The following is a 20,901-nucleotide window of genomic DNA, read 5'->3' on the forward strand; positions in this document are numbered from 1 at the left end:
AAGCGCGCTACGGCAGGCTGGCGGCGGCTTGCGACCCGGCGCAACCGCGCCACGGACATCTGGAAGCTGCCGCTTCCCTCATTGGCCGACTTAGATTAGGAAAGGGCTTGTCATCATTGAAATATCCGAAGCTCGAACGGCCGCCTGTCCCCCTCGATTGGGGAGACAAGCGGTTCCATACATGGAACGCCGAGATGCGCCGCCAGTTCGGGGGCAAAGTATTCAAGGTGATGCTGGATGCCGGCTTCACCTGCCCGAACCGGGACGGACGCATCGCCATCGGCGGCTGCACCTTCTGCAGCTCGCGGGGCTCCGGCGATTTCGCGGGCTCCCGCCGCAACGATCTCGTGACCCAGTTCAACACGATTCGCGACCGCCAGCACGCGAAATGGCCGAATGCAAGCTATATCGGCTACTTCCAGGCCTACACGAATACGTATGCGCCGGTCGATACGCTGCGCGACTATTTCGAGGTCATCCTGGAGCAGCCGGGGGTCGTCGGCCTGTCCGTCGCCACCCGTCCCGACTGCTTGCCGGACGATGTCGTCGAATATTTGGCCGAGCTGAACGAGCGCACGTATCTCTGGCTGGAGATGGGCCTGCAGACGATTCACGAATCGACCTCGAACCTCATCAACAGGGCACATGACACCGCCTGCTATGAGGAGGCGGTCGCTAAGCTGCGCAAGCACAATATCCGCATCTGCACCCATATTATATATGGACTGCCGCAGGAGACGCATGAGATGATGATGGAGACGGCCGCAGCAGTCGCCCGCATGGATGTGCAGGGCATCAAGCTCCATCTGCTCCATCTCATGCGCAAGACGCCGATGGTGAAGCAATATGAAGCGGGCCTGCTCCGCTTCCTGGAGATGGACGAATATGTGAAGCTCATCGTCGACACGCTGGAGATCCTGCCGCCCGAGATGATCGTGCACCGCGTGACGGGCGATGCCCCGCGCGACCTCTTGATCGGGCCGCTGTGGAGCCTGCGCAAGTGGGAAGTGCTGAACGCGATCGACGCCGAGCTGCGCCGCCGCGATACGTGGCAGGGCAAGCTGTGGAGGGAGAGCTAATATGGGATTCCTCTCCGTCCTCAGCTTCGCGCAGCAGGCCGTGAAGGAGCGCGTGCAGCCGGGCGACCGCGCCGTGGACGCGACGATGGGCACCGGCGTGGACACGCTCTTCCTCGCCCGGCTCGTCGGGCCGCGCGGGGCGATCGCGGCCTTCGATATCCAGGCGGCGGCGCTCGAGCTGACCCACCGCCGCCTGGAGGACGCCTTCGGCGCGGACGGCGGCGCGCAGGTCGAGCTGCTGCAGCACAGCCATGCAGCGATGACCCGCGCGCTGCCCCCGGCATGGCACGGGACGACGGCAGCCGTCATGTTCAACCTCGGCTATCTGCCGACGGTTGACGCGGACAAGCGCGTCATGACGGAGCCGTCCACGACGCTGGCGGCGCTGGAGGACGCCCTGACGCTGCTGCGTCCGGGCGGGGTGCTGACCGCCGTCGTGTATCCGGGCCATGCCGGGGGCGACCGCGAAGCGGACGCCGTCCGCGCCTGGGCGGAGGCGCTGCCCGCCGCCAGAGGCCAGGCGGTCGTCTACCGCATGCTCCAGCGGCCGGAGGCGCCTTACGTCATTGCGGTCGAGAAGGCACGCTCCCGAAGCGCGGAGCAGTAAACATAGAAGACCGAGCGGTTCCGATCGCGGCGACGCGCAGAACCGCCGATAAGGAGATGAACGAGATGGCTGTCCGCAAGATCGAACATACCGGCATCATGGTCAAGCAGTTGGAGACGTCGATCCGCTTCTATGAAGAAGTGATCGGCATGAAGCTAAAACATACGCTGACACATACGAACGGCGTCCTTCGCCTCGCTTTTCTCGGCTTCCCGGGAGCGGACGAATCCGAGATCGAACTGATCGAAGGCTATAGCGACAGGCTCCCTGCCGAAGGGCTCGTTCATCATATCGCCTTCACCGTCGACGATATCGATGCCGAATTCGCCCGCATTCTGTCGCTCGGCTCCGTCGAGCTTATCGATCAGGAAATCGTCATTTTGCCGAACGGCAGCCGCTACTTCTTTTTCAAGGGGCCGGACGGCGAGTGGCTTGAATTTTTCCATACGACCACCAAATAGAGATAACGGGAGTGAGAGACAACATGACAACACCATACCCACTGAAGTTTCAACCTGAGTTCAAGGAACGCGTCTGGGGCGGCCGCGCGCTGACGCAATTCGGCCTGGATCTGCCGGAAGGGCATATCGGCGAAGGCTGGATGATCGGAGACCATCCGAACGGAACGACCAAGGTCATCAACGGCGAACTGGCCGGCCAAGGTCTCGATCAAGTGCGGGAGCAATACGGCAAGGAATGGTTCGGCGCGAAGGGCTTCTCCGAGAAGAACGGCCGCTTCCCGCTGCTCATCAAGCTGCTCGATTGCAATGATGATCTGTCGGTGCAGGTGCATCCGACTGACGATTATGAAGGGCTGCCGGAAGGCGAGCTCGGCAAGACCGAGATGTGGTACGTGCTCGACGCCAAGCCAGGAGCCAAAATCATCTATGGCTTGAAGGAAGGAATCGATCGCGAGGCGCTGGCGGCGGCGATCGCGGAAGGCCGCATCATGGAGGCGCTGCAGGAGGTTCCCGTCCAAGCCGGCGATTCCTTCTACATCCCGGCCGGCACGGTGCATGCGCTGTGCGCCGGCGTCGTCGTCGCCGAGGTGCAGCAGAACTCCGACACGACATACCGCCTGTATGACTATAACCGTCCGGGCCTGGACGGCAAGCCGCGCGAGCTGCACATCGAGGATTCCTTGAATGTCATCGCCTATGAAGGCGCCGGCGCGACCCGGATGAAGACCGACAACGCGAAGCCGAATGAATGGCTGACGCTGGCGGAATCGCCATACTTCCGGGTAGAAAAAGGCATCGTGAAGCAGCCGTGGAGCCTGTCGACGACGGCGGACAGCTTCGTCATCCTCGTCGTATGCGAAGGCACGGGCACGCTGCGCTGGGCCGATCAAGAGCTGACGCTGGCGGCCGGAGAATGCTTCCTTCTGCCGGCGAACCTCGGCGCGTACACGCTGGAAGGCGACTGCACGGTGCTCCGCTCCGTTGCCCCTTAATGCGATAGGAATCAGAGCGCTCTTCTCCTTGCGAGCGGAGCGGATAATAGATAGGCACAGCACAGCAAAGAAGCCGGGGATTCCCCGGCTTCTTGTCATATTCATGGTTTAAGACTCGTGATCGTGATGCCGCTATCCCCCGTCCCGCAGCAGTCCGGCCTCGCGCCCGACGTTCGCGGCCGACTGGCGATCGCGGACGCCGAGCTTCGCATACAGCGTGGAGATGTAATTGCGCACGGTCCCCTCCGACAAATACAACCGCTCGGCAATTTCCCGGTACTTCAAGCCTTGCGCCAATCCGTCCAGCACCTCGCGTTCCCGCTCGGTCAATCCGAACGGGTCCTCGGCCGCATCGGCATGAAGCGGAACATCCTGCGCTTCCCGCTCCTCCTCTGACTGCCGCAGCTGCTTCATCTCGGCGATCAGCGTGCGCGCCATCGCCTGATCGACCAAGGTTCCTCCTTGATACAGCATGCGCACGCTCGCCAGCAGCTCCCGGGGATGAATTGATTTGAGCAAATATCCTTCCGCGCCGGCTTCGATCGCGGCGACGGCTAAGTCGACCTCGTCCACGGTCGTAATTAGAATCACCTTCACCTGCGGAAAGCAGGCCTTCGCCTCCCTCGTGCAGGCAAGACCGTCCATCTCGGGCATGCGGACATCCATCAGCAGCACATCGGGCTGCTCCCGCTCCAGCATGGCGAGAACCTCTTTTCCATGAGCTGCCGTACCCATCACCTCGATGCCGTCTTCCTGGGCGAACAGGAAATGAAGACTTTCTCTCACCAGCTGCTCGTCATCGGCGATAAGAATGCGAACCGGGCGCGGGCGCTCTTTCTTCTCGTGAGGCATATTCGGCAGCGGCAGCGCACAGCGAATGGAGATGCCGGACTCTCGCCCGGAATGAATGTCCAATGAACCGCCATAAGCCTGCAGCCGCTCGCGCATCGAGGATAAGCCGAAGCCCGGCTCCAGTTGCTCCGTGCCCCGTCCGTCATCCCGGACACACACCGCAACCTCATCCTTCGTATAGGTAAGCAGGCAGTCCACCTGCCTCGCCTGACCATGCTTGACCGCATTCGTCATCGCTTCCTGGGCGCAGCGGATCAGCAGCAGCTGATGGGAAGAAGGGACGGGCAGCCGTTCCCCTTCCACCGCGAACGTGCCCGCTATTCCGGTGTTCTCCTGCAGCTGCTCCATCATCCGGCGCAGCGCCGCCGCCAGCTCCTCCCCGTCTGCCGGCGCCATACCGTGAATATGGCTGCGGATAGAGCCGAAGCTGTCTCTCGCATGCTCCAGCATCAAGCCCAACCGCTGCTGCGCCTGCGCGGGATCGCGCACAATAGCCGACTGAACCGTCTCCAGCCCCATCACCAGCGAGACATGGGCATGTCCGATCGCGTCATGCAGCTCCGCCGCCACCCGCGTGCGTTCCTCCTGCAGCGTAAGACGCTCCACCTGCTCGGCATACTGCCGAATGATGCGGTACTGCCGCTCATTGTCATGAAGCAGCTGCTTCAATCGCGATTGCGTATGGATAAGGAGATTGAATCCGATGCCAATCCCGTACAGCACAAAATGATTCACGCTCTGATCGACGGCTTGGGGCACGGACAACTTGCCGCTGAACAGCCCGATAAGCGGGAACAAAATCAGAATGGGAGCTGACCAACGAACGGACCGCGTCGTTGCCAGATACCCCGCCAGCAGCGTTGCCAGCACCATATTATCGAGATACTCTCCGGAGGAGAAATGCATCATCAGATTGATGCTTCCGAAGCCGATTATTTCCGAGGCAATAAACCATTCCGCCCGGATATGCGACGGCCGCCAGAATAGCAGCGGAACGATGCTGGAGATGAGGAACAGCGTTACCGCCGGCCACTTCGGATCCTCGACCACTGCAGAGAACGCAGCCACGTAGACGGCACTTGTCGCTATCCAGAACAAGTACAATCCAAATAATGACCAGTCTATCCACTGCCACGGACGATCGGCCGCAATCCGATCAGGCAGTGACAATCGTTGTCTATCCATGAGGCGCTCCTTCTTCACAATCATATATTCGTATGGTTACAGACACGATATTCCTCACTATGACTGCATTCCCCATTGTAATATGCTGTCTCTGCGAACAAAAGCAAAACTTTGGAGGAATGCACATGTTTCCATGAATGAATGACACCATAAAAGCACTTACCTATGGCGCGATCGTACTGCTGCTCGGCATCTGCTTCGCCTTGCTGCCGCAGATGAACACACTGCTCTATATGATGACGCCGGCGATCGCCGCGCTTCTCATGATGTTCCTCGTTACCGGAGAGGGCTGGCGCAAGCCAGGCTGGGCAAGTCTTGGCCTGTTCCGCTTCGGCTGGACGGGAATGCTTCCGGCCCTGGTGATCCCCCTCGCCATCATGCTCCTGAGCTATGGCACCGTCTGGCTGGCCGGTCTCGCGGACGTCCGTATCCCCGGCCAGTTCGCCGGTTATCCATGGAGCTATTCCCCGCTCATCCTCTTCGTCACGTTCCTCGGAAATATTCTGACAACCTCGCTGGGCGAAGAATTGGGCTGGCGCGGATATTGGCTTCCAGCGCTAGTCCGGGCATTCGGGGAGCGTCGCGCCTATCTTATCAACGGCTTCGTCCACGGCCTATGGCATCTGCCGATCATGTGGCTGACCGGCCTGTATCATTCGGAGCAAGCGCTCTGGCTCGCTTCCCTCATGATTGTGCTCAGCTGCATGACCCTCGCTCCGGTTATCGGCAGCTTGAGGCTGCGCACGGACAGCGTCTGGCCGGCTTCTGTGCTGCATACGGCGCATAATCTGTCCTGGAATGTGCTGTCCGGCCTGACGGTTGCCAGCTCGCCGCTTGTCTACTACATTAGCGGGGATAATAGCATCCTGATTACGCTCTGTTATGGAATGATAAGTCTGTTCGTATGGGCACGCTCCGGAACGGAACGCACCGGAATGGCCTCCCAATCCGTCGTCCATTGATCCGCGAGCTCCAATTTCTGGATGATGCAACTTATTCTCTCCCTTGCCCGTCTACAATTTTGCATATAGGAAACATCAATACGACCTTAGAAGAAAGAGGGGATCAAGATGAGAAAATGGCTGGCGGTGATGATCGTACTTGCGATTGCTGTCGCGGGATGCACCACGAAAAAAGAAGAGGCTGTTCAAGTGCCTGTGGCCGATATTATGGCGAAATTAAAGGAAAGCGCGGAGTTCCCTCCCATGGCCGAGGAGATTGATCTGAAGGCCGATGCGGATATGGCCGGAAAGCTTCATATCGATCCGGCCCAATTGGCCGAGGGGCGGATGCTGAAGGCGATGATCAACGTCAAAGCGGACGAAATCATTGTGCTCAAAGCGGCAGATGAGAAATATATCGAAGATCTGAAAAAAGCGCTGGAAGAGGAAGGCGCGGCACAGGAACAGCAATGGAGCACCTACCTTCCTGATCAACACGAGATTGTCAAAAACCGGATCATCAAACAGGAAGGCCTTTATCTGGCGTTGATCATTTCGGAAAAAGCGGAAGATATCGAGAAAGCATTCACAGCAGCGCTGAAGCCGGACGGCAAGTAATGTTCCTGCCTTGCGCATGCGCATGTCGGCAGACTTGGAGGGGAGGAACGGCAAGTGGTATTTAGCTCGATCGTCTTTCTGTTTACGTTTCTCCCCGCGGCGCTGCTGCTCTACTATGCGTCTCCCCGGCGCGGGAAGAACGCGGCGCTCTTGCTTATCAGTCTTCTTTTCTATGCGTGGGGCGAGCCGGTATATATTGTGCTGCTGCTGTTCTCCGCTGTCACCGATTATGCGAACGGACTGCTGATCGAACGGTTCCGGGGCAGAACGGGGCTGCAGCGCCTCACGCTCATCTTCTCCCTCGCGGTGAATGTGGGCGTGCTTTGCTTTTTCAAATATGCCGATTTCCTGATCCAATCGCTGAACGGCGCATTCGGGACGTCGATCGCTCCCCTTGATCTGCCGCTTCCGATCGGGATCTCCTTCTATACGTTCCAGACGATGTCCTACACGATTGACGTATACCGCGGCCGATGCAAGGCGCAGCGCAGCTTTATTGATTTTGCCGCCTTCGTGTCGATGTTCCCTCAGCTTGTCGCCGGGCCTATCGTGCGCTACGACGAAGTGGAGAAGCAACTGACGGAGCGAAGCATCACACTGGAGCAGTTCGGATACGGGGTAAGGCGCTTTATTATCGGACTGGGCAAAAAGGTGCTGCTTGCCAACAATATCGGCATGCTGTGGGATATGAGCCGCAGCGGAATCGATGATCTGACGACGGCGGGCGCATGGATGGGAATCATCGCTTTCGCGTTCCAGATTTATTTCGACTTCAGCGGGTATTCCGATATGGCCATCGGACTGGGAAGCATGCTCGGCTTCCGCTTTCCGGAGAACTTCAACTATCCGTACATTTCCGCCAGCGCTTCGGAATTTTGGCGCCGCTGGCATATGACGCTTGGCTCCTGGTTCCGTGACTATGTCTATTTCCCGTTGGGCGGAAGCCGCACCAGCAAGCCGAGGCTCCTATTGAATCTGTTCGTCGTCTGGTTCCTGACCGGATTATGGCATGGCGCGAGCTGGAATTTTGTGTTGTGGGGGCTCTATTTCGGCCTGCTGATCGGATTGGAGAAGCTGTTCCTGGGCTCATGGCTGGAACGGTTATGGCGGCCACTCCGGCATGCCTACCTGATCGCGGCGGCCCTGTTCGGCTGGGTGCTGTTCGGACTCGAAGACATTGCTTCGATCGCGAACTATATGAGAACGATGCTTGGACTCGGAGACAGCGCTCTCCTTAACGGAACGGATATGTACAATCTGCGGAATTACGGCTTGCTGCTGGTCATCCTTGTCATCAGCGCGACGCCTCTCGCCGCCCGGGTGACCGCCCTGCTGCAGCGCCGGACCTCTCTGCAAGCCGCCGTCTCGGTTGCCGATTACGCGCTGCTAGCGGGAATGCTGCTCGCCAGTACCGCTTATTTGATTGACGGCACGTATAACCCCTTTCTCTATTTCCGGTTCTAACGGCGCGGCATACCCCGATCATTTCAGGAAGGAGGAGAGAACATGACCAACAGACGCGCCGTCTGGCTTACTGCCGGCTTTGTCGCCTATATCGCCTTGCTCAGTCTGTGGAGCATCGCGCAGCCGGACCGCAAGCTATCCGAGTTCGAGAACCGGACGCTGCAGCAGTTCCCTTCCTTCTCCGCCGCGAAGCTCTGGGATGGACGCTATACGGAGCAGTTAGGGAATTATTTCGCAGATCAATTCGCTGCCCGCGACGCTTGGGTCGGCCTCAAGTCGGATTTGGAGCGCGTTAGCGGCAAGACGGAGAATCGCCACGTCTTTTTCGGCAAAGACGATTATTTATTCGAGCGCTTCCGGACGCCAGGGGCACAGTACGAAGCCAATGTGAACGAGATCCGCCGGTTCGCCGCCCGGCATGCCGGCTCCCCGATGCATATGCTGCTCGTCCCTTATTCGCAAGCCGTATACGCCGACAAGCTTCCGGCATACGCCGAGGCGACCAGCTATGATACTGCGGAATTCATTCGCGGCACGTATGATGCGCTGGGCAGCGCTGTAACGCCCGTGTCCGTGTTGGAAGCACTGAAGCAGCACAAGTCCGATTCGGTCTTCTTCCGCACCGACCATCATTGGACGATGCGCGGCGCTTATTGGGGCTATGCGGAATTCGCCCGCGCGGCCGGCTTCGAGCCGATTCCGCTGGAGAGCATGGCATCCCGCGTCATTAGCAGCAGCTTTTACGGAACCTATTACACGAAGGCGAACAACCGCCATCTGCCTCCTGACAAGCTGGAGCTGCTGGAACAGCCGCTGACGCCCTATACGGTCTGTTATTCCGACGCCTCCGCTTGCTCGGATTCCTTCTATCATATGGAGGCGCTGTCCGTCCGTGATCATTATCAGGTATTCTTCAATGGCAACCACGCATGGACGACGATAGAGACCGGGGCCGGGACCGGCCGCAGCATTGCCATATTCAAAGATTCGTATGCCAATGCGTTCGTTCCGCTGCTCGCTCAGCACTATTCCAGCATCCATATGATTGACCTGCGTTTTTTCCATGAATCGGTAGACGACTATTTGTCCAGGCATAACTTCGATCACATTCTGTTCCTGTATGGCGTGAAGACGGTTGCGGAAGAGGATATTTTCAAATGGCTCAATTAATCAGGAAACTTCTCATCCCGCCGCTTTTGATTGCATCGCTGAAATGAGTTATATTGGAAACATAGGTCCATTTTTATATTGAGGAGGATTCCGATGACTTCAGCAACATTCGAACAGAATTTGAAAAAATATGCCAACCTCATCGTCAAGGTCGGTGTTAACGTGCAGCCGGGACAAGAAGTGTATGTATCGGCTTCTACCGAAGTCGCTCCGCTGGCCCGCCTGGTGGCGCGCGAAGCGTATGAAGCCGGCGCTTCCAACGTTCATGTCGATTGGATCGACGAAGAACTGTCCCGCTTGAAGTATGAAAAGGCCGCTGACGAAATGTTCACGGAGTACCCGGAATACGAGGCTTTGAAGCGGAATACGTTCGTCGACAAGCGCGCCGCCTTCATCGCTATCGTCTCATCCAACCCGGATCTGCTCAAAGGAATCGATCCGAAGCGCATCGGCAGCTTCCAGAAGGCTTCCGGCCAGGCGCTGGACCATTACCGCAAGGCGGTGCAATCGGATAAGGTCAGCTGGACGGTCGTCGGCGCAGCCAGCGCAGACTGGGCAGCCAAAGTATTCCCGGACGCGGGACGCGAAGAAGCGGTAGAGAAGCTGTGGGACGCGATTTTCGCTTCCGTGCGTCTCCATGCGGACGATCCGGTGCAAGCCTGGGAAGAGCATAATGCCACCTTACATAAAAAGGTCGATATCTTGAACGGCCATCATTTCCACAAGCTGCATTACCGCGCTCCGGGAACCGACCTGACTATCGAGCTTCCGGACAAGCATCTGTGGGTAGGCGCAGGCAGCACGAACGAGAAGGAGATCCCGTTCATGGCGAACATGCCGACGGAGGAAGTGTTCACCGTGCCGCAGAAGGAAGGCGTGAACGGATATGTGTCCAGCACGAAGCCGCTCAGCTACGGCGGCAATCTGATCGACAACTTCAAGCTCACGTTCGAGAACGGACGCATCGTCCAAGTTGAAGCCGAGCAAGGCCAGGAGATTTTGCAGCATCTGGTCGATACGGACGAAGGCTCGCATTACTTGGGCGAGGTGGCGCTTGTGCCGCATCATTCGCCGATTTCGGAGTCCAATATTTTGTTCTACAATACGCTGTTCGACGAAAATGCCTCCAACCACCTGGCCATCGGCAGCGGCTATGCCTTCAACATCGAAGGCGGCAAAAAAATGTCCCGCGAAGAGCTGGACGCGAACGGCGTCAACAACAGCATTACGCATGTTGACTTCATGATCGGCTCCGGCGAGATGGACATCGACGGCATCCTGAAGGATGGCACCGTGGTTCCGGTGTTCCGCAACGGCAACTGGGCCATCTAATCGCTCCGCGAAGCGAGGGATTCACGGAACAGCGCCCCTGCACCGGGCGGCCAAGAGATGTTCTCCGGCTGCCCGTACGCAGGGGCGCTGTATTTTCTTCATCTTAGATCGTCTGCAAATCGGCCAGAAGGTGCTTCAGCCCCTCTTCGTCGTCCACATGACGGGCAAGCTCCTCCGCCCTCATTTTGTATCCGGCCGCATCTTCGGCCTTGTTCATCAGACTGGCGGCTCGCGCCAGCGCTTCATAAGCATAAGCGGTGTCGAACGCCCCCAAGCTGAACTTGCGGCAAATATCCATGCACCGTCTGGCATGATACATGGACGCTTCCGCCATGCCCGCGACAGCATAGACGCGGGAGATCTGCCACTCCCCGCGGGCGAACTGGAGCTCGCGTCCAACGACGCCCCAATGGTACCGCGATGCATGCGCCGCATGGATCATCATATCCGTCTCCTCCGGCGTACGATCCGTCTTCTCCATCCATTCCCATACCTTGTTGAATAATTGCTTTGCGCTTTGCTCATGGCTGTCCAGGTCGGTTTGCGCCGGGTAGTTCATCATGGCGGTCATGGACATTGCTCCTTCTTCAATTTAAGTGGCCATGCTTGTTATGCTTACTCCCGGTTCGGTCACGTTGCCGGCGGAGGCGGTGTATTGTTGTCCCGGACCGACTCGCTCTGAATCTCGTTCTGCATCTCGTTCTGTGCCTCGGCCGGCTCTTCCTGTTTCTTTTTCTTACCGGTGATGAGACGCCATACGCCGACGATAGCCGCGACAATGACGATCCAGAACTTCTTCAGCAGGGCAAGGAAACCAAGCTTCTTGGCGACGGCCACACCAGCACCGCCCAGGACAAGTCCGGTTAATCCGTACTCCGCTTTTTTGTCCGTCGACTTGTCGTAGTCTTCATACCGCTTGCCTGCCGTAACCTGGAAAGTAGACAGCACCCGCTGCTCCAGTTCCTTCCGATCGGCCTGCAAATGCTCGGGATCGGAGACGAGAATAATCGATATATAACCGCTCCGCGTCAATACCCGCATATTGTAGTTAATAATTTTCTCATTCCGCGCATTATGCGCTAGCAGTGACCAGACGAGTCTGTTGCTGTCCGCATCATAGGTTGGCTTGACATCCCAGTCATCGACGAACAGATGCATGCTCGGATCCTTTTCCTTATTATCCTCTGCCGTTCCTTCCTTATAACTGTCAAGAAGGGCATCCGCGTCAATGTTGTCTTTCTCGCTGTCTTCGATATATCCGGAATCCGTATATTCGAAAATCGCAATCCAGGTCGAGTCCTCGTCATCAGGAATGACTGTGCCGATTTCTTCTTCGCTTGGCACCGACTGGATCTGCTTTTTCCAAGCCCTCGTATTATTGCCGTCCAGGAACATCAAGCCCTCTTCCAGCTTAAATGAAGCGATTCCGTTATCCAGTTGAACTTGCTGTCCCTCGCCATCGACCCATTGGACTTCTTCCTCCGCTGCCGCGGGCATGGCTCCGCCGAGCAGCAGCACAAGGGCAATCAGGGCTGCCGCGCCTTTATGAATCCATCGTTTCAAGTTGTTTACCTCCAGAACATGGTATTATGTATTTTTCCAAATACATACTATACAGGATTGTACAAACCTTGAATATCCTCTGTTCGCAAATTGTTCCTATTGACGCAGGTGATGCAGCACGGTTTTCACATAAAGCATGACTATATAATCAAGCCTTTAGAACCATTTGTGAAAAAAGGAGCTATTCTGGGACGGAAAAGTGACAGGCTGTTACATGCCTCCCTTCTTTACGTCAATATCCCGTTGGCTCAGGTTCGTACTTCTTCATTCGCGGCTTCCATTGTCCCTCCGAGCCAAGTTATCCTCGTCTGCCCTTTGCACCACTCTCCCCTTGAGTCAGAATCGGTCCTTATTATCGAAAACAAACAAATATTTCCTTTCCGCTGGCATTTTTCAAGCTTCCTTCCCCTGCTGACGTCGAGGGACGGAACATATCAAAAAAATGAAGCTAACGCGCTGCACCTAATGTCTGAGTGAGTGGGAAAATGCTTATAAGGAGGACATATATGCTTATTCCTGACCGGCGGGGATAGCGCCTGTAAGGACGCAGTACATATGCTCTTTCCTGAACTGTAGGGATACTGGCTATAAGGGATGCAGTACATATGCTCTTCCCTGAACTGTGGGGATACTGGCTATAAGGGATGCAGTACATATGCTCTTTCCTGAACTGTGGGGATACTGGCTATAAGGACGCAGTACATATGCTCTTTCCTGATCTGTGGGGATACTGGTTATAAGGGACGCAGTACATATGCTCTTTCCTCAACTGTGGGGATATTGCTAAAAGGGTCTCGCATACAGATCCCATCACAATAAATAACGGACGGCACGCCGCCCCCCACGTATATACATCATGTTAAAAACACCGCTGTCCGATACAACGGTGTTTCTCGCCGAAAACGATGCTCTTCTGTTATGGCTGCATGTAGCGGCTTGCGATAAGCTTCCTTACTCCCTAACCGGCTGCAGGCCGCACAGCGTCTCCATCATCTCCCGGAAGGAATTGAACAGTTCTCTCTCCCAAGGCTGCACCCGTTCCCGAATTCGGCTCTGTTCCTCCCCCAATTCATGCAAATGGTCATGCAGAAACCAGACGACAGGATAATCCCCGTTGTCATCGTTCCGGGTCATGTCGAAGCAGACCGGCCCCTGACTGTCTTCTGCTTCCGTAAAGGGAAGGTAACCGGCCGCGAGCAGCGGTTCCCATGCCTGGATAATATCCCGATAGCGGGTCAGCCTGTCCTGGGAGGACATCGGAGGCAGCTCAATGAACTGGCAATCTCCCCTGTGCCCCGTCTCATCCTCAACATTTTTAAAATGCAAATCAACATAATGATAGGTACGGAACAGAGCTCTCATCAATGGCGGAAAAGAGATGGAGAATTCGTTCTCCAGTTCCTCAATCTCCTCTTCAGTAATGGAAGAGGGGATGCATTTCCAACATACCCAGCCATCCTCGTCCATGTCGCCGACTCTCATCTCCGCGGGAACCCCTTCGGCTACCGACTGGAACAACACCGGATGCACATGCGCGAGATGCAGGTCCAACTGCCTTCTGATAAAATCGATATCCTCCTTCATTAGAAACATGTCTCCTTCCTCACCTGCTAGATTATGTCTATTATTATAGTAGCTGTGTCCAAAGACAACAAACCCAGCGCCGTATGGCACTGGGTCTGCCCGTTCATTCCTTCGTCAGGGACGGACGGCTTCCACTTGATCGATAAGAAGCTTATCCGCCAAAATCGTTACCGTTTCCTCAACCTGTACCTCTATCAGTTCTTCCAGGCTGTCGCTATACTGTCCGGAGATATGAATCCGATAGCGCCCGTCCGCCTCTGTCTTGCTGGACTTCAAGCCGAAATGAATCGAGGACAGAACGCCGAATGATTCCTGCTCTTTGAAGGAGTAGTTCCCTTCAGAGCCTGCTTGGAAATACGAATCGAACAAGCGATTGGCCTGCTCTTTGCTGTAATAGCGGCCTAGCGCAGACAGGAAAGCTTGTTTGTCCTCTTCATTCAGGATCAGGCGCTGCGAGTAGCGAAGCAGTCCGTTCGTCCACGTCTCCACATCGCGCAGCCATAGAAAAAGCGGGATAGCGGAACTGTGTTCCAGCGTCTCCTTCGTCAACGGCGGGGGCGCGGTCTCCTCCATCACCTGCAGGACCGTCTGAACCGTTACCTTCTTGCCCTCCTTCCCCGAAGAAGAAGGCGACGTGCATGCTGTTAATAACAAGATGACGGAGATGAGTGCCAGCACAGTTTTTTTCATCGGTTAACTCCTCTGTGTGTAATAGGTTCCATAGCGTATCGCTATTCTAGCGGAATTCCCTTCGATAACCGCTCGTCAGCGGTCATGTTCAGAATCTCCTCCACACTATAGAAGATGTCATCCAGCAAATCATTGACATGCTCCGGGTCTGTCTCTCCAAGCTCAATTGATTTCGGGACTTTGCCGGCATGTTCAGGAAAGAAATTCGTGATGGGATTGACCGGATTGGAGGAATTGTCTGTTTTGCAAACGCCCGTACATTTTCTTGTCTCGAAATGAAGGTGAACTCCCGTCGCATCTCCCGTCTTACCCATATACCCGAGCGTGGCCCCTTTTCCTACCTTCTGGTTGGAAGACACGGCAGGCGTCTTATTCATATGAGCGTAGCGGGATTGATAGTTGGCCCTGTTGATGACATGATGAACGTAGACGACCCAGCCATAGCTGTTGGACCAGCCTGATCGGGCTACGGTACCGCCATAGAAGGCGACGATCCGATCGCCGGCAACGCCGGCCTTCTTCGCCCCAATGTCGATTCCTTTGTGCGTGCTGCTTTTGAAGCCTTGGGTGATTCGCGTGGAGTCAGGTACGGGCCAGGTGTATTTACTGTTAGCGGAAGCAATCGTGGAGAGCGAGGCAATGCATAAAGCAACTACGGATAACATCGTTACCAACCTCTTCATTACTCCAATCATCCCCTTTTTTAGGTAAATACACTTTAACCATAACATAATTTTTCCGCTTGTAAATATATGTAATTATTAACATTTGGTGTTCGGACAGAACCACGACGATGTCACAGCCCCATAAAAAAACAGACCGCCATATGGACAGTCTGCCGTGAGCGAAGCGAGAATTTTTCCGCTGTAACGGTTATTGATGACGATGTCTATTCGATAAGATTCTGCAAATGATGCAGAATAAACGTAAAATAAGCCGGCTCATGGGGGACGATATCGGTCATTGTCAGCTTGATCCCCGTCCCGCGTTCGCCATGTCCCCGACTGAACTCCTCTGCGGGAGCGGAGTCCGCTTCGCCGAGGCAAAGCTTGCGGAATGCTTCCGCTTCGAGCCGGACGATGGAGTCGACCTCATCTTCCTGCAGGCGAAAATCGGAGATTGCTCCATTATGCCGATAGAAAAAGACATGGCAGAACTCATTATCGATCATGTCCGGCTGCAAGATGGAGTCGGCGATTACGCCGGCATAAACCAGCCTCCCCGGTTCCGGTTCGATGCCCAACTCCTCGCGCAGCTCCCGCACGCCGTCCTGCGGCGTCTCCCCCGCTTCCAGATGGCCTGCCGACGTAATATCCAGCATGCCAGGATAATCCTTCTTATGTACATATCTGCGCTGCAACAACAGATAGGCCGTACCCTGCTCCTCCATCCACACCCAGCAGTGGAACGTCTGATGCCATAGCCCCTCGGCATGAACCTCATCTCTTGTCCTCACGCCGGCCGGCTTCATGGCGTCCGTAAACGTGTCAATATACTCTATGTCTTCCGGCTTGCTCTTCTGCATTGGGGTTCGCGCTCCGTCCTGCATATCATATGCAATAAGCCAGCAATCGCGCATCTCGCCCTCATGGTATTCATGCTTCGGCAGCAGGGCCAGCTTGCGGAAGCCGCATATCTCATATACATGGAGCGCGCGCTCATTCCACGTCTGCGGATCCATCATGATCCGGACCGCTTGATGTTGCGCGATCAAGTAATTCACCATCGTCTTAATCAGCTTCGTGCCGATGCCCCTGCCCCAATAGGCGGTCTCCCCGATAAATTGATCCATGCCGAACACACGGTTCATCGGTGCCTTGATGCCGTATTGGGCTTGATCCTCATGCGACAGCGGGTAGAACTGGAGATATCCGATCGCCTGTCCCTCGTACAGAATAATGCAAGGTGTTATCTCCTCCTGCCGGTCATAGAAATGCTTCCTTACCATCTCCATGTCATGCGGGCGATCCCGGCCTTCGTAATAACGGAGAACCTCCGGATCCGACAGCCAGCGGACGAGCAAGGAAGCATCGGCAGCCTGCAGCCTTCGAACCCGCCAGCTTACCGCTCTCGAACATGGGTCATCTTCCCTTCCTCCGCTTGCAGACCGCGATCACGTCCCGCGATTGGCCTTGACTCAGACTCGTATCGAAGCAGGACACCAGCTCCCATCCGTCCAGTCCGAGCCGGTTCAGTTCCTCCTCGAATTCCTGTTCGTCAACCTTTCCTCCCAGAAATCCTCCAGTTTTAATCTTGAGCGTCTTATATTCCCATTGTTCCATACTTTCTCCTCCTTGGGGCTAGCAATCTTCACTCCATTCTATCTTACGTCCGGACGATCGCTTCTGTCCATGCCCGCCGCTCGATCTCCCGGACCGTCTCTTCCGGCGTCAGGTCGGACGTATCCAGCCACATGCCGACCTGAGGCGAATCCTGGCGCAGAATGCGATCGAGCGCTTCCACGGTCCATATGCCATAGCCTTGCTTGGAGCGGGACGACTCCCTTGCCGCCACGACTTCCGCCCGCGGGCAGAGCACGACCACATATAACGGCCGCGTATTGACGAATTCAATAAATGTGCTTAATTCGGGACCGACGATGACATCCTGCACAACCGTGCTGAATCCCGCCTCGATGTAAGCATCAGCAGCCGCAGCCGCCATGCGGTAGCGCAGATGAAGCTGACGGAGCGCTTCGTCCGATGGCTCGGGAAGCATCTCTTCCCGGCCGCTCACGATCATGCGGCGGAAGATGTCGCCGCGGACATGAACGCCTCGCTCGAACCGTTCGGCAAGCATCTGTGCGACCGTAGATTTGCCTGATGCCATAATGCCTGTAATGAGGAATAGGCTTGGATGCGTCGGTACAGCAATCGGATTCGGGTTCATCATAAACCTCCTGCGTAGGGAATGGTTATCTGCTGAATGATAATGAAACATCTGGATACACTACCTCCAACGACTTGGATCAGTTGATGCGGTGGAGGCAGAAATGAAGCATTCAGTACCAAGCTATCGATATCGGGCCCTTATTATTGCTATGGCGGTCGTCCTTCTGAGTCTGACTGCGGGGATACATCATATCTCTGCTTATGCGGATTCCTCCCAGCCGGAGGATCCGCTTCCGATTGTCGCCGACCAAGGCTTATATTCGATAGATATTTATCCGGAACGTCATAAGCTGATCGTACGGGCACAAGGTGAAAAATTCAAGACGTATACTGTCGCCGTCGGCAATCCGGCTACCCCTACTCCTGCCGGAGAATACAAGATTGTATATAAAGGAAAGGATTGGGGGCCTTCCTTCGGTCCCCGCTGGCTCGGATTAAATGTCCCGTGGGGATATTACGGCATTCACGGGACGAACAAGCCTTATTCCATCGGGCAGCATCTGAGCCACGGCTGCGTCCGGATGCGCAATCGGGATGTCATCGAGCTGTTCGAGCTCGTTCCGGTCGGCACGAAGGTGACGATTCACGGGCATGTGTTGGGCGGGCTGAAGCATGATCCGAGAGTCGTAGCCGAAGGCGACGTAGGCGGAGATGTGCAGTTGATCCAGTCCCGGTTGAAAAGCGCGGGCTACTTCAAGGGCGTCTGCAACGGGAAGTTCCGCGCGGATACAACCTATGCGGTCAAGCGGTTCCAGCGCGACCGGCAATTGCCCCAGGACGGAGTCGTAACCATTCGAGTCTATGAGGAACTGGGGCTGTACGAGTAAAAAGAAGGAATCGACCGGAGCAAGCGCAACAGCGCTGCCTTAGTCCATTCCTTCTTCCCTGCTTGGGCCCCCGTGCAGGCCGCATATGGTCTGCCGTTATACTCCCGCAGAAGCCAATGCTTTGGCAGAGGATAACCGATAACGCATGATCATCTCCTGAATCTCGACCGGCATGCCCTGGCTCAACCGGGATTCCTCCGCCGCGAACGCCATCATATGGCTCTGCAGGGAGCCGCGCAGGGATTCGATCGTATGGGGGTTGTCCGGTTCGGCGGCAAGCTGGCAGAACTCCCGCATCATCTGGGTGCAGCCTTCGCTGCCTTCATCATGAACCCGAACATCCCGCGCCGTCCCGCTGACAAAGTCGTAGACGGTAAAGGCCTGATCGGTCATATTGCCCCGAATCTCCCCGCGCGTTCCCGAGATATGAACGGTGCGCGTGCTGTCATGCGTGAAGGCTGACAGCGTGAATGAAGCGGTCGCTCCGTTGACGAATTCCATGTTGATGACTTGATGGTCGACAACGTCGTTATCGCATTGGTAGACGCAGCGGCCAAAAGGCGTACTCCGGATCGTCTCCCGGATGCTCTCGTCCGATCCGTCCTGCGTAAAGTGCAGCGCGCGGCGGCGTCCTTCTCCCAAATAAAAACGCAAATCGGAGTAGCAGCATTTGTCCACGTGAATGCAGCCGTCTGTACAATATTCGGTTGCGCCCTCCGGCATATTTTCCTTTTTGAAATGAAAGAGGGAACCGAATGACGTCAGCCTTCTGCAATCCTGGTTCATCAGCCACAGGATGATGTCCAGATCGTGGCATGACTTCGCCAGCACAAGCGGGCTCGACTCCGCCGTATTGCGCCATGGGCCCCGCACATAGCTGTGCGCCATATGGCCGAAGCCGATATTTTCGCGCAGCTGGATATTCACAACCTTCCCGATACCGCCCTCCTCGATGACTTGACGGATTCCCGACCAGAACGGCGTATACCGGAGAACATAGCATATGGTCAGCACCCGCTGATTGCGGCGGGCGGCGGCTTCAATCTCAATGCATTCGGTCGGAGAAGGCGACATCGGCTTCTCCAGCAGCACATGGTAACCTTGCTCCAGAGCTGCCATTGCGGCTTCGTAGTGCATCCGATCCTGCGTGCAAATCAACACCGCATCGGCAAACCGCGGCCGTTCTAACACTTCCCGCCAATCTTCATACGCTTGCCCGGCATCGATATGATGCGAGCGCGCAAACGCCTCACGTTTCTCCGCATCCGGCTCCGCGACGGCGACGAATTCCAGTTCTTCCGGGTACTGCAGCGCATGCTTGGCATATACTTCGGCGCCCCGGACTCCTGCCCCGAGCAAGATTGCCTTGATACTCATTGGGTCAACACCTCTTTGCAGGCTATCTGCGTTGTCAATTGGTATGGAACTTCGGTTGAAGTATCTCTACCATAACAAATGATTCGGATCGGTACTATAATTATCTTCCGAAATATTTGCACAAACAGCCTGCCGCTGAACTTCGTTGCGTAAGCGCATGCACCAGCTGCCCCAACTGCCGGGGCGTCCCGTTAGACCGTTCCTTTCGACTTAGGCTCCCGCATCATCGTTTGCTTCACCCGTTCAAGCTGAGCGGCATCAAGCCCTGTGATGCGGCTGATAAAGGCCGCCTCCATCCCTTCCTTCAGCATATTTACTGCCGTTTGATAGATTCCTTTTTCAATACCTTGCTCAATCCCTTGCTCGATCCCTTCCTGGAACCCGGCCGTACGCGCATCGTGAAGCAGGCTGGCATGATCATGCAAGGCCTTTTCCCGCAGGGCATAGCGGCGGCGCGTCTCCGCGTCGCTCGCCAAGCGGGCTAGACGATCTTCGGCTTCGTTGAATACCTTATCCACCATCATCAACTCCTCCAATTGTTCGGCTGTTGCTTTCTGTTCCAAAAACCGCAGCCAGCGATGCAGCGGATCATGGATGTCAAAGGGCAGCTGCCGGAATTTCGGGCATTCGATAAAATGGAGCTCCAAAATATCTGTCAGCATATAGTGACGCTCTTCATCCTCATATAAATGAAAGGTGTTGTGATATTTTTTCAGCGGAAGATAGTAGTGGTCGAGAATATTGATTCCAATAGAGCGCTGCAAACGGTCATAAGGTTCGCCATAGTGAAGCGACTCGGTCAGCAGCTTGCCCACATAGAACAGGCTCCGGTAATCCATCCGCACAAAGCGGCGCACTTGCATTTCGACATTCACTTTTTCCCGGCCATCCACTTCACATAAAATGTCGAGAACGGCTTCCTTATCTTCTACTAATTCACGGGCGAGCTTCGTATCTTCCAGAATAGACACATCGGTGATCTGCCGAGCGCCTTCACGTCGGAGTATCGCATTGAGCAAGCTTATTAGAAGCGGTTTGCCTTCTTCTTCACCAAACAACCGTTTGAACAAAAAATCATTTTTCGGGTTAAGTCTTTCCGTTTGCTGCAAATTGGCGGCTCTCACCTGATTTCCTCCCCATTGTATCATATTTGACTTCTCTTTCCATGCGAATCCAAACATGTAAAAAAGCACGCGCTATCCACAGCTCCTGGTTATAAGGAGACGCGGACAACGCGTGCTTCGCGGTTGTCATTCAGCTATGATCTT

Annotated in this window: 21 protein-coding genes; 10 read left to right on the top strand and 11 right to left on the bottom strand. The window is 55.7% G+C overall.

The genetic code is table 11. From position 1 onward, the window contains the following. Nucleotides 1-116 precede the first annotated feature (116 nt). The 4 genes from mnmL to NNL35_RS26555 all read left to right on the top strand — a co-directional run bounded on the left by mnmL (nt 117) and on the right by NNL35_RS26555 (nt 3,139). The gene (gene mnmL, locus NNL35_RS26540; protein WP_006677990.1) at nt 117-1,079 is read left to right on the top strand and encodes a tRNA modification radical SAM protein MnmL/YtqA; all 963 of its coding nucleotides are present in this window, start codon (nt 117-119) and stop codon (nt 1,077-1,079) included. A gap of 1 nt (nt 1,080) precedes the next feature. Next, the gene (mnmM, locus tag NNL35_RS26545) at nt 1,081-1,686 is read left to right on the top strand and encodes a tRNA 5-(aminomethyl)-2-thiouridylate-methyltransferase MnmM (protein WP_254553881.1); all 606 of its coding nucleotides are present in this window, start codon (nt 1,081-1,083) and stop codon (nt 1,684-1,686) included. Nucleotides 1,687-1,751: 65 nt separating this feature from the next. After that, nucleotides 1,752-2,147, top strand: a complete 396-nt coding sequence (locus NNL35_RS26550) for a VOC family protein (RefSeq protein WP_006677992.1) — start codon at nt 1,752-1,754, stop codon at nt 2,145-2,147. Between the two features lie 23 nt (nt 2,148-2,170). After that, nucleotides 2,171-3,139 (top strand): type I phosphomannose isomerase catalytic subunit, encoded by a 969-nt coding sequence (locus NNL35_RS26555; RefSeq protein ID WP_254553882.1) that lies wholly within the window; start codon nt 2,171-2,173, stop codon nt 3,137-3,139. A 132-nt stretch (nt 3,140-3,271) separates the two neighbouring features. Here NNL35_RS26555 and NNL35_RS26560 read toward each other — a convergent pair whose 3' ends face one another. Beyond that, complete coding sequence (locus NNL35_RS26560) at nt 3,272-5,176, bottom strand: helix-turn-helix transcriptional regulator (protein ID WP_254553883.1); 1,905 nt, start codon at nt 5,174-5,176, stop codon at nt 3,272-3,274. Between the two features lie 137 nt (nt 5,177-5,313). Here NNL35_RS26560 and NNL35_RS26565 point away from each other — a divergent pair, with 137 nt between their 5' ends. From NNL35_RS26565 to NNL35_RS26585, 5 genes are all read left to right on the top strand, one after another. Continuing rightward, entirely contained in the window at nt 5,314-6,138 is an 825-nt protein-coding gene (locus tag NNL35_RS26565; RefSeq protein ID WP_254553884.1) for a CPBP family intramembrane glutamic endopeptidase, read from the top strand. Between the two features lie 108 nt (nt 6,139-6,246). After that, nucleotides 6,247-6,735, top strand: a complete 489-nt coding sequence (locus NNL35_RS26570; protein ID WP_254553885.1) for a DUF4358 domain-containing protein — start codon at nt 6,247-6,249, stop codon at nt 6,733-6,735. A 54-nt stretch (nt 6,736-6,789) separates the two neighbouring features. Next, a complete protein-coding gene (locus tag NNL35_RS26575; protein WP_254553886.1) occupies nt 6,790-8,199 on the top strand; it encodes an MBOAT family O-acyltransferase in 1,410 nt (469 codons plus the stop codon). A 42-nt stretch (nt 8,200-8,241) separates the two neighbouring features. Continuing rightward, nucleotides 8,242-9,369, top strand: coding sequence for a DHHW family protein (locus NNL35_RS26580; protein WP_254553887.1), 1,128 nt, complete (start codon nt 8,242-8,244; stop codon nt 9,367-9,369). Between the two features lie 93 nt (nt 9,370-9,462). Then, a complete protein-coding gene (locus tag NNL35_RS26585) occupies nt 9,463-10,701 on the top strand; it encodes an aminopeptidase (protein WP_254553888.1) in 1,239 nt (412 codons plus the stop codon). A 103-nt stretch (nt 10,702-10,804) separates the two neighbouring features. Here the strand turns inward: NNL35_RS26585 and NNL35_RS26590 are convergent, their stop codons facing one another. The 8 genes from NNL35_RS26590 to NNL35_RS26630 form a co-directional block, all read right to left on the bottom strand. Beyond that, nucleotides 10,805-11,272, bottom strand: a complete 468-nt coding sequence (locus tag NNL35_RS26590) for a hypothetical protein (RefSeq protein WP_254553889.1) — start codon at nt 11,270-11,272, stop codon at nt 10,805-10,807. Between the two features lie 59 nt (nt 11,273-11,331). Continuing rightward, nucleotides 11,332-12,264, bottom strand: coding sequence for a DUF2167 domain-containing protein (locus NNL35_RS26595; RefSeq protein WP_244918937.1), 933 nt, complete (start codon nt 12,262-12,264; stop codon nt 11,332-11,334). A 951-nt stretch (nt 12,265-13,215) separates the two neighbouring features. After that, nucleotides 13,216-13,848 (bottom strand): SMI1/KNR4 family protein, encoded by a 633-nt coding sequence (locus NNL35_RS26600; protein WP_254553890.1) that lies wholly within the window; start codon nt 13,846-13,848, stop codon nt 13,216-13,218. A gap of 114 nt (nt 13,849-13,962) precedes the next feature. Beyond that, nucleotides 13,963-14,538 (bottom strand): hypothetical protein, encoded by a 576-nt coding sequence (locus NNL35_RS26605; protein ID WP_254553891.1) that lies wholly within the window; start codon nt 14,536-14,538, stop codon nt 13,963-13,965. A 41-nt stretch (nt 14,539-14,579) separates the two neighbouring features. Next, the gene (locus tag NNL35_RS26610) at nt 14,580-15,203 is read right to left on the bottom strand and encodes a M23 family metallopeptidase (RefSeq protein ID WP_254553892.1); all 624 of its coding nucleotides are present in this window, start codon (nt 15,201-15,203) and stop codon (nt 14,580-14,582) included. A gap of 224 nt (nt 15,204-15,427) precedes the next feature. After that, nucleotides 15,428-16,561, bottom strand: coding sequence for a GNAT family N-acetyltransferase (locus tag NNL35_RS30570; RefSeq protein WP_338111514.1), 1,134 nt, complete (start codon nt 16,559-16,561; stop codon nt 15,428-15,430). A gap of 58 nt (nt 16,562-16,619) precedes the next feature. Continuing rightward, nucleotides 16,620-16,820 (bottom strand): DUF4177 domain-containing protein, encoded by a 201-nt coding sequence (locus tag NNL35_RS26625; protein ID WP_133379551.1) that lies wholly within the window; start codon nt 16,818-16,820, stop codon nt 16,620-16,622. Between the two features lie 43 nt (nt 16,821-16,863). Next, nucleotides 16,864-17,427 (bottom strand): AAA family ATPase, encoded by a 564-nt coding sequence (locus NNL35_RS26630; protein ID WP_254553893.1) that lies wholly within the window; start codon nt 17,425-17,427, stop codon nt 16,864-16,866. A gap of 103 nt (nt 17,428-17,530) precedes the next feature. On the opposite strand from NNL35_RS26630, the gene NNL35_RS26635 reads away from it, so the two are divergent. Further along, on the top strand, nt 17,531-18,256 hold the full coding sequence (locus NNL35_RS26635; RefSeq protein WP_254553894.1) for a L,D-transpeptidase family protein: 726 nt from the start codon (nt 17,531-17,533) through the stop codon (nt 18,254-18,256). Nucleotides 18,257-18,352: 96 nt separating this feature from the next. Here NNL35_RS26635 and NNL35_RS26640 read toward each other — a convergent pair whose 3' ends face one another. Beyond that, a complete protein-coding gene (locus NNL35_RS26640) occupies nt 18,353-19,633 on the bottom strand; it encodes a Gfo/Idh/MocA family protein (protein ID WP_254553895.1) in 1,281 nt (426 codons plus the stop codon). A 191-nt stretch (nt 19,634-19,824) separates the two neighbouring features. Then, a complete protein-coding gene (locus NNL35_RS26645; RefSeq protein WP_338111515.1) occupies nt 19,825-20,814 on the bottom strand; it encodes an Rpn family recombination-promoting nuclease/putative transposase in 990 nt (329 codons plus the stop codon). Between the last annotated feature and the right edge of the window lie 87 nt (nt 20,815-20,901).

Origin of the sequence: Paenibacillus dendritiformis (assembly GCF_945605565.1) — a bacterium.
GTDB lineage: Bacteria > Bacillota > Bacilli > Paenibacillales > Paenibacillaceae > Paenibacillus_B > Paenibacillus_B dendritiformis_A.

What these genes read in the sequence shown, in the direction of transcription:
- mnmM (WP_254553881.1), top strand. Translation starts at nt 1,081, where the DNA reads ATGGGATTCCTCTCCGTCCTCAGCTTCGCGCAGCAGGCCGTGAAGGAG.
- NNL35_RS26550 (WP_006677992.1), top strand. Translation starts at nt 1,752, where the DNA reads ATGGCTGTCCGCAAGATCGAACATACCGGCATCATGGTCAAGCAGTTG.
- NNL35_RS26555 (WP_254553882.1), top strand. Translation starts at nt 2,171, where the DNA reads ATGACAACACCATACCCACTGAAGTTTCAACCTGAGTTCAAGGAACGC.
- NNL35_RS26560 (WP_254553883.1), bottom strand. Translation starts at nt 5,176, where the DNA reads ATGGATAGACAACGATTGTCACTGCCTGATCGGATTGCGGCCGATCGT.
- NNL35_RS26565 (WP_254553884.1), top strand. Translation starts at nt 5,314, where the DNA reads ATGAATGACACCATAAAAGCACTTACCTATGGCGCGATCGTACTGCTG.
- NNL35_RS26570 (WP_254553885.1), top strand. Translation starts at nt 6,247, where the DNA reads ATGAGAAAATGGCTGGCGGTGATGATCGTACTTGCGATTGCTGTCGCG.
- NNL35_RS26580 (WP_254553887.1), top strand. Translation starts at nt 8,242, where the DNA reads ATGACCAACAGACGCGCCGTCTGGCTTACTGCCGGCTTTGTCGCCTAT.
- NNL35_RS26585 (WP_254553888.1), top strand. Translation starts at nt 9,463, where the DNA reads ATGACTTCAGCAACATTCGAACAGAATTTGAAAAAATATGCCAACCTC.
- NNL35_RS26590 (WP_254553889.1), bottom strand. Translation starts at nt 11,272, where the DNA reads ATGACCGCCATGATGAACTACCCGGCGCAAACCGACCTGGACAGCCAT.
- NNL35_RS26600 (WP_254553890.1), bottom strand. Translation starts at nt 13,848, where the DNA reads ATGAAGGAGGATATCGATTTTATCAGAAGGCAGTTGGACCTGCATCTC.
- NNL35_RS26605 (WP_254553891.1), bottom strand. Translation starts at nt 14,538, where the DNA reads ATGAAAAAAACTGTGCTGGCACTCATCTCCGTCATCTTGTTATTAACA.
- NNL35_RS26610 (WP_254553892.1), bottom strand. Translation starts at nt 15,203, where the DNA reads ATGTTATCCGTAGTTGCTTTATGCATTGCCTCGCTCTCCACGATTGCT.
- NNL35_RS26625 (WP_133379551.1), bottom strand. Translation starts at nt 16,820, where the DNA reads ATGGAACAATGGGAATATAAGACGCTCAAGATTAAAACTGGAGGATTT.
- NNL35_RS26630 (WP_254553893.1), bottom strand. Translation starts at nt 17,427, where the DNA reads ATGAACCCGAATCCGATTGCTGTACCGACGCATCCAAGCCTATTCCTC.
- NNL35_RS26635 (WP_254553894.1), top strand. Translation starts at nt 17,531, where the DNA reads ATGAAGCATTCAGTACCAAGCTATCGATATCGGGCCCTTATTATTGCT.
- NNL35_RS26640 (WP_254553895.1), bottom strand. Translation starts at nt 19,633, where the DNA reads ATGAGTATCAAGGCAATCTTGCTCGGGGCAGGAGTCCGGGGCGCCGAA.
- NNL35_RS26645 (WP_338111515.1), bottom strand. Translation starts at nt 20,814, where the DNA reads ATGTTTGGATTCGCATGGAAAGAGAAGTCAAATATGATACAATGGGGA.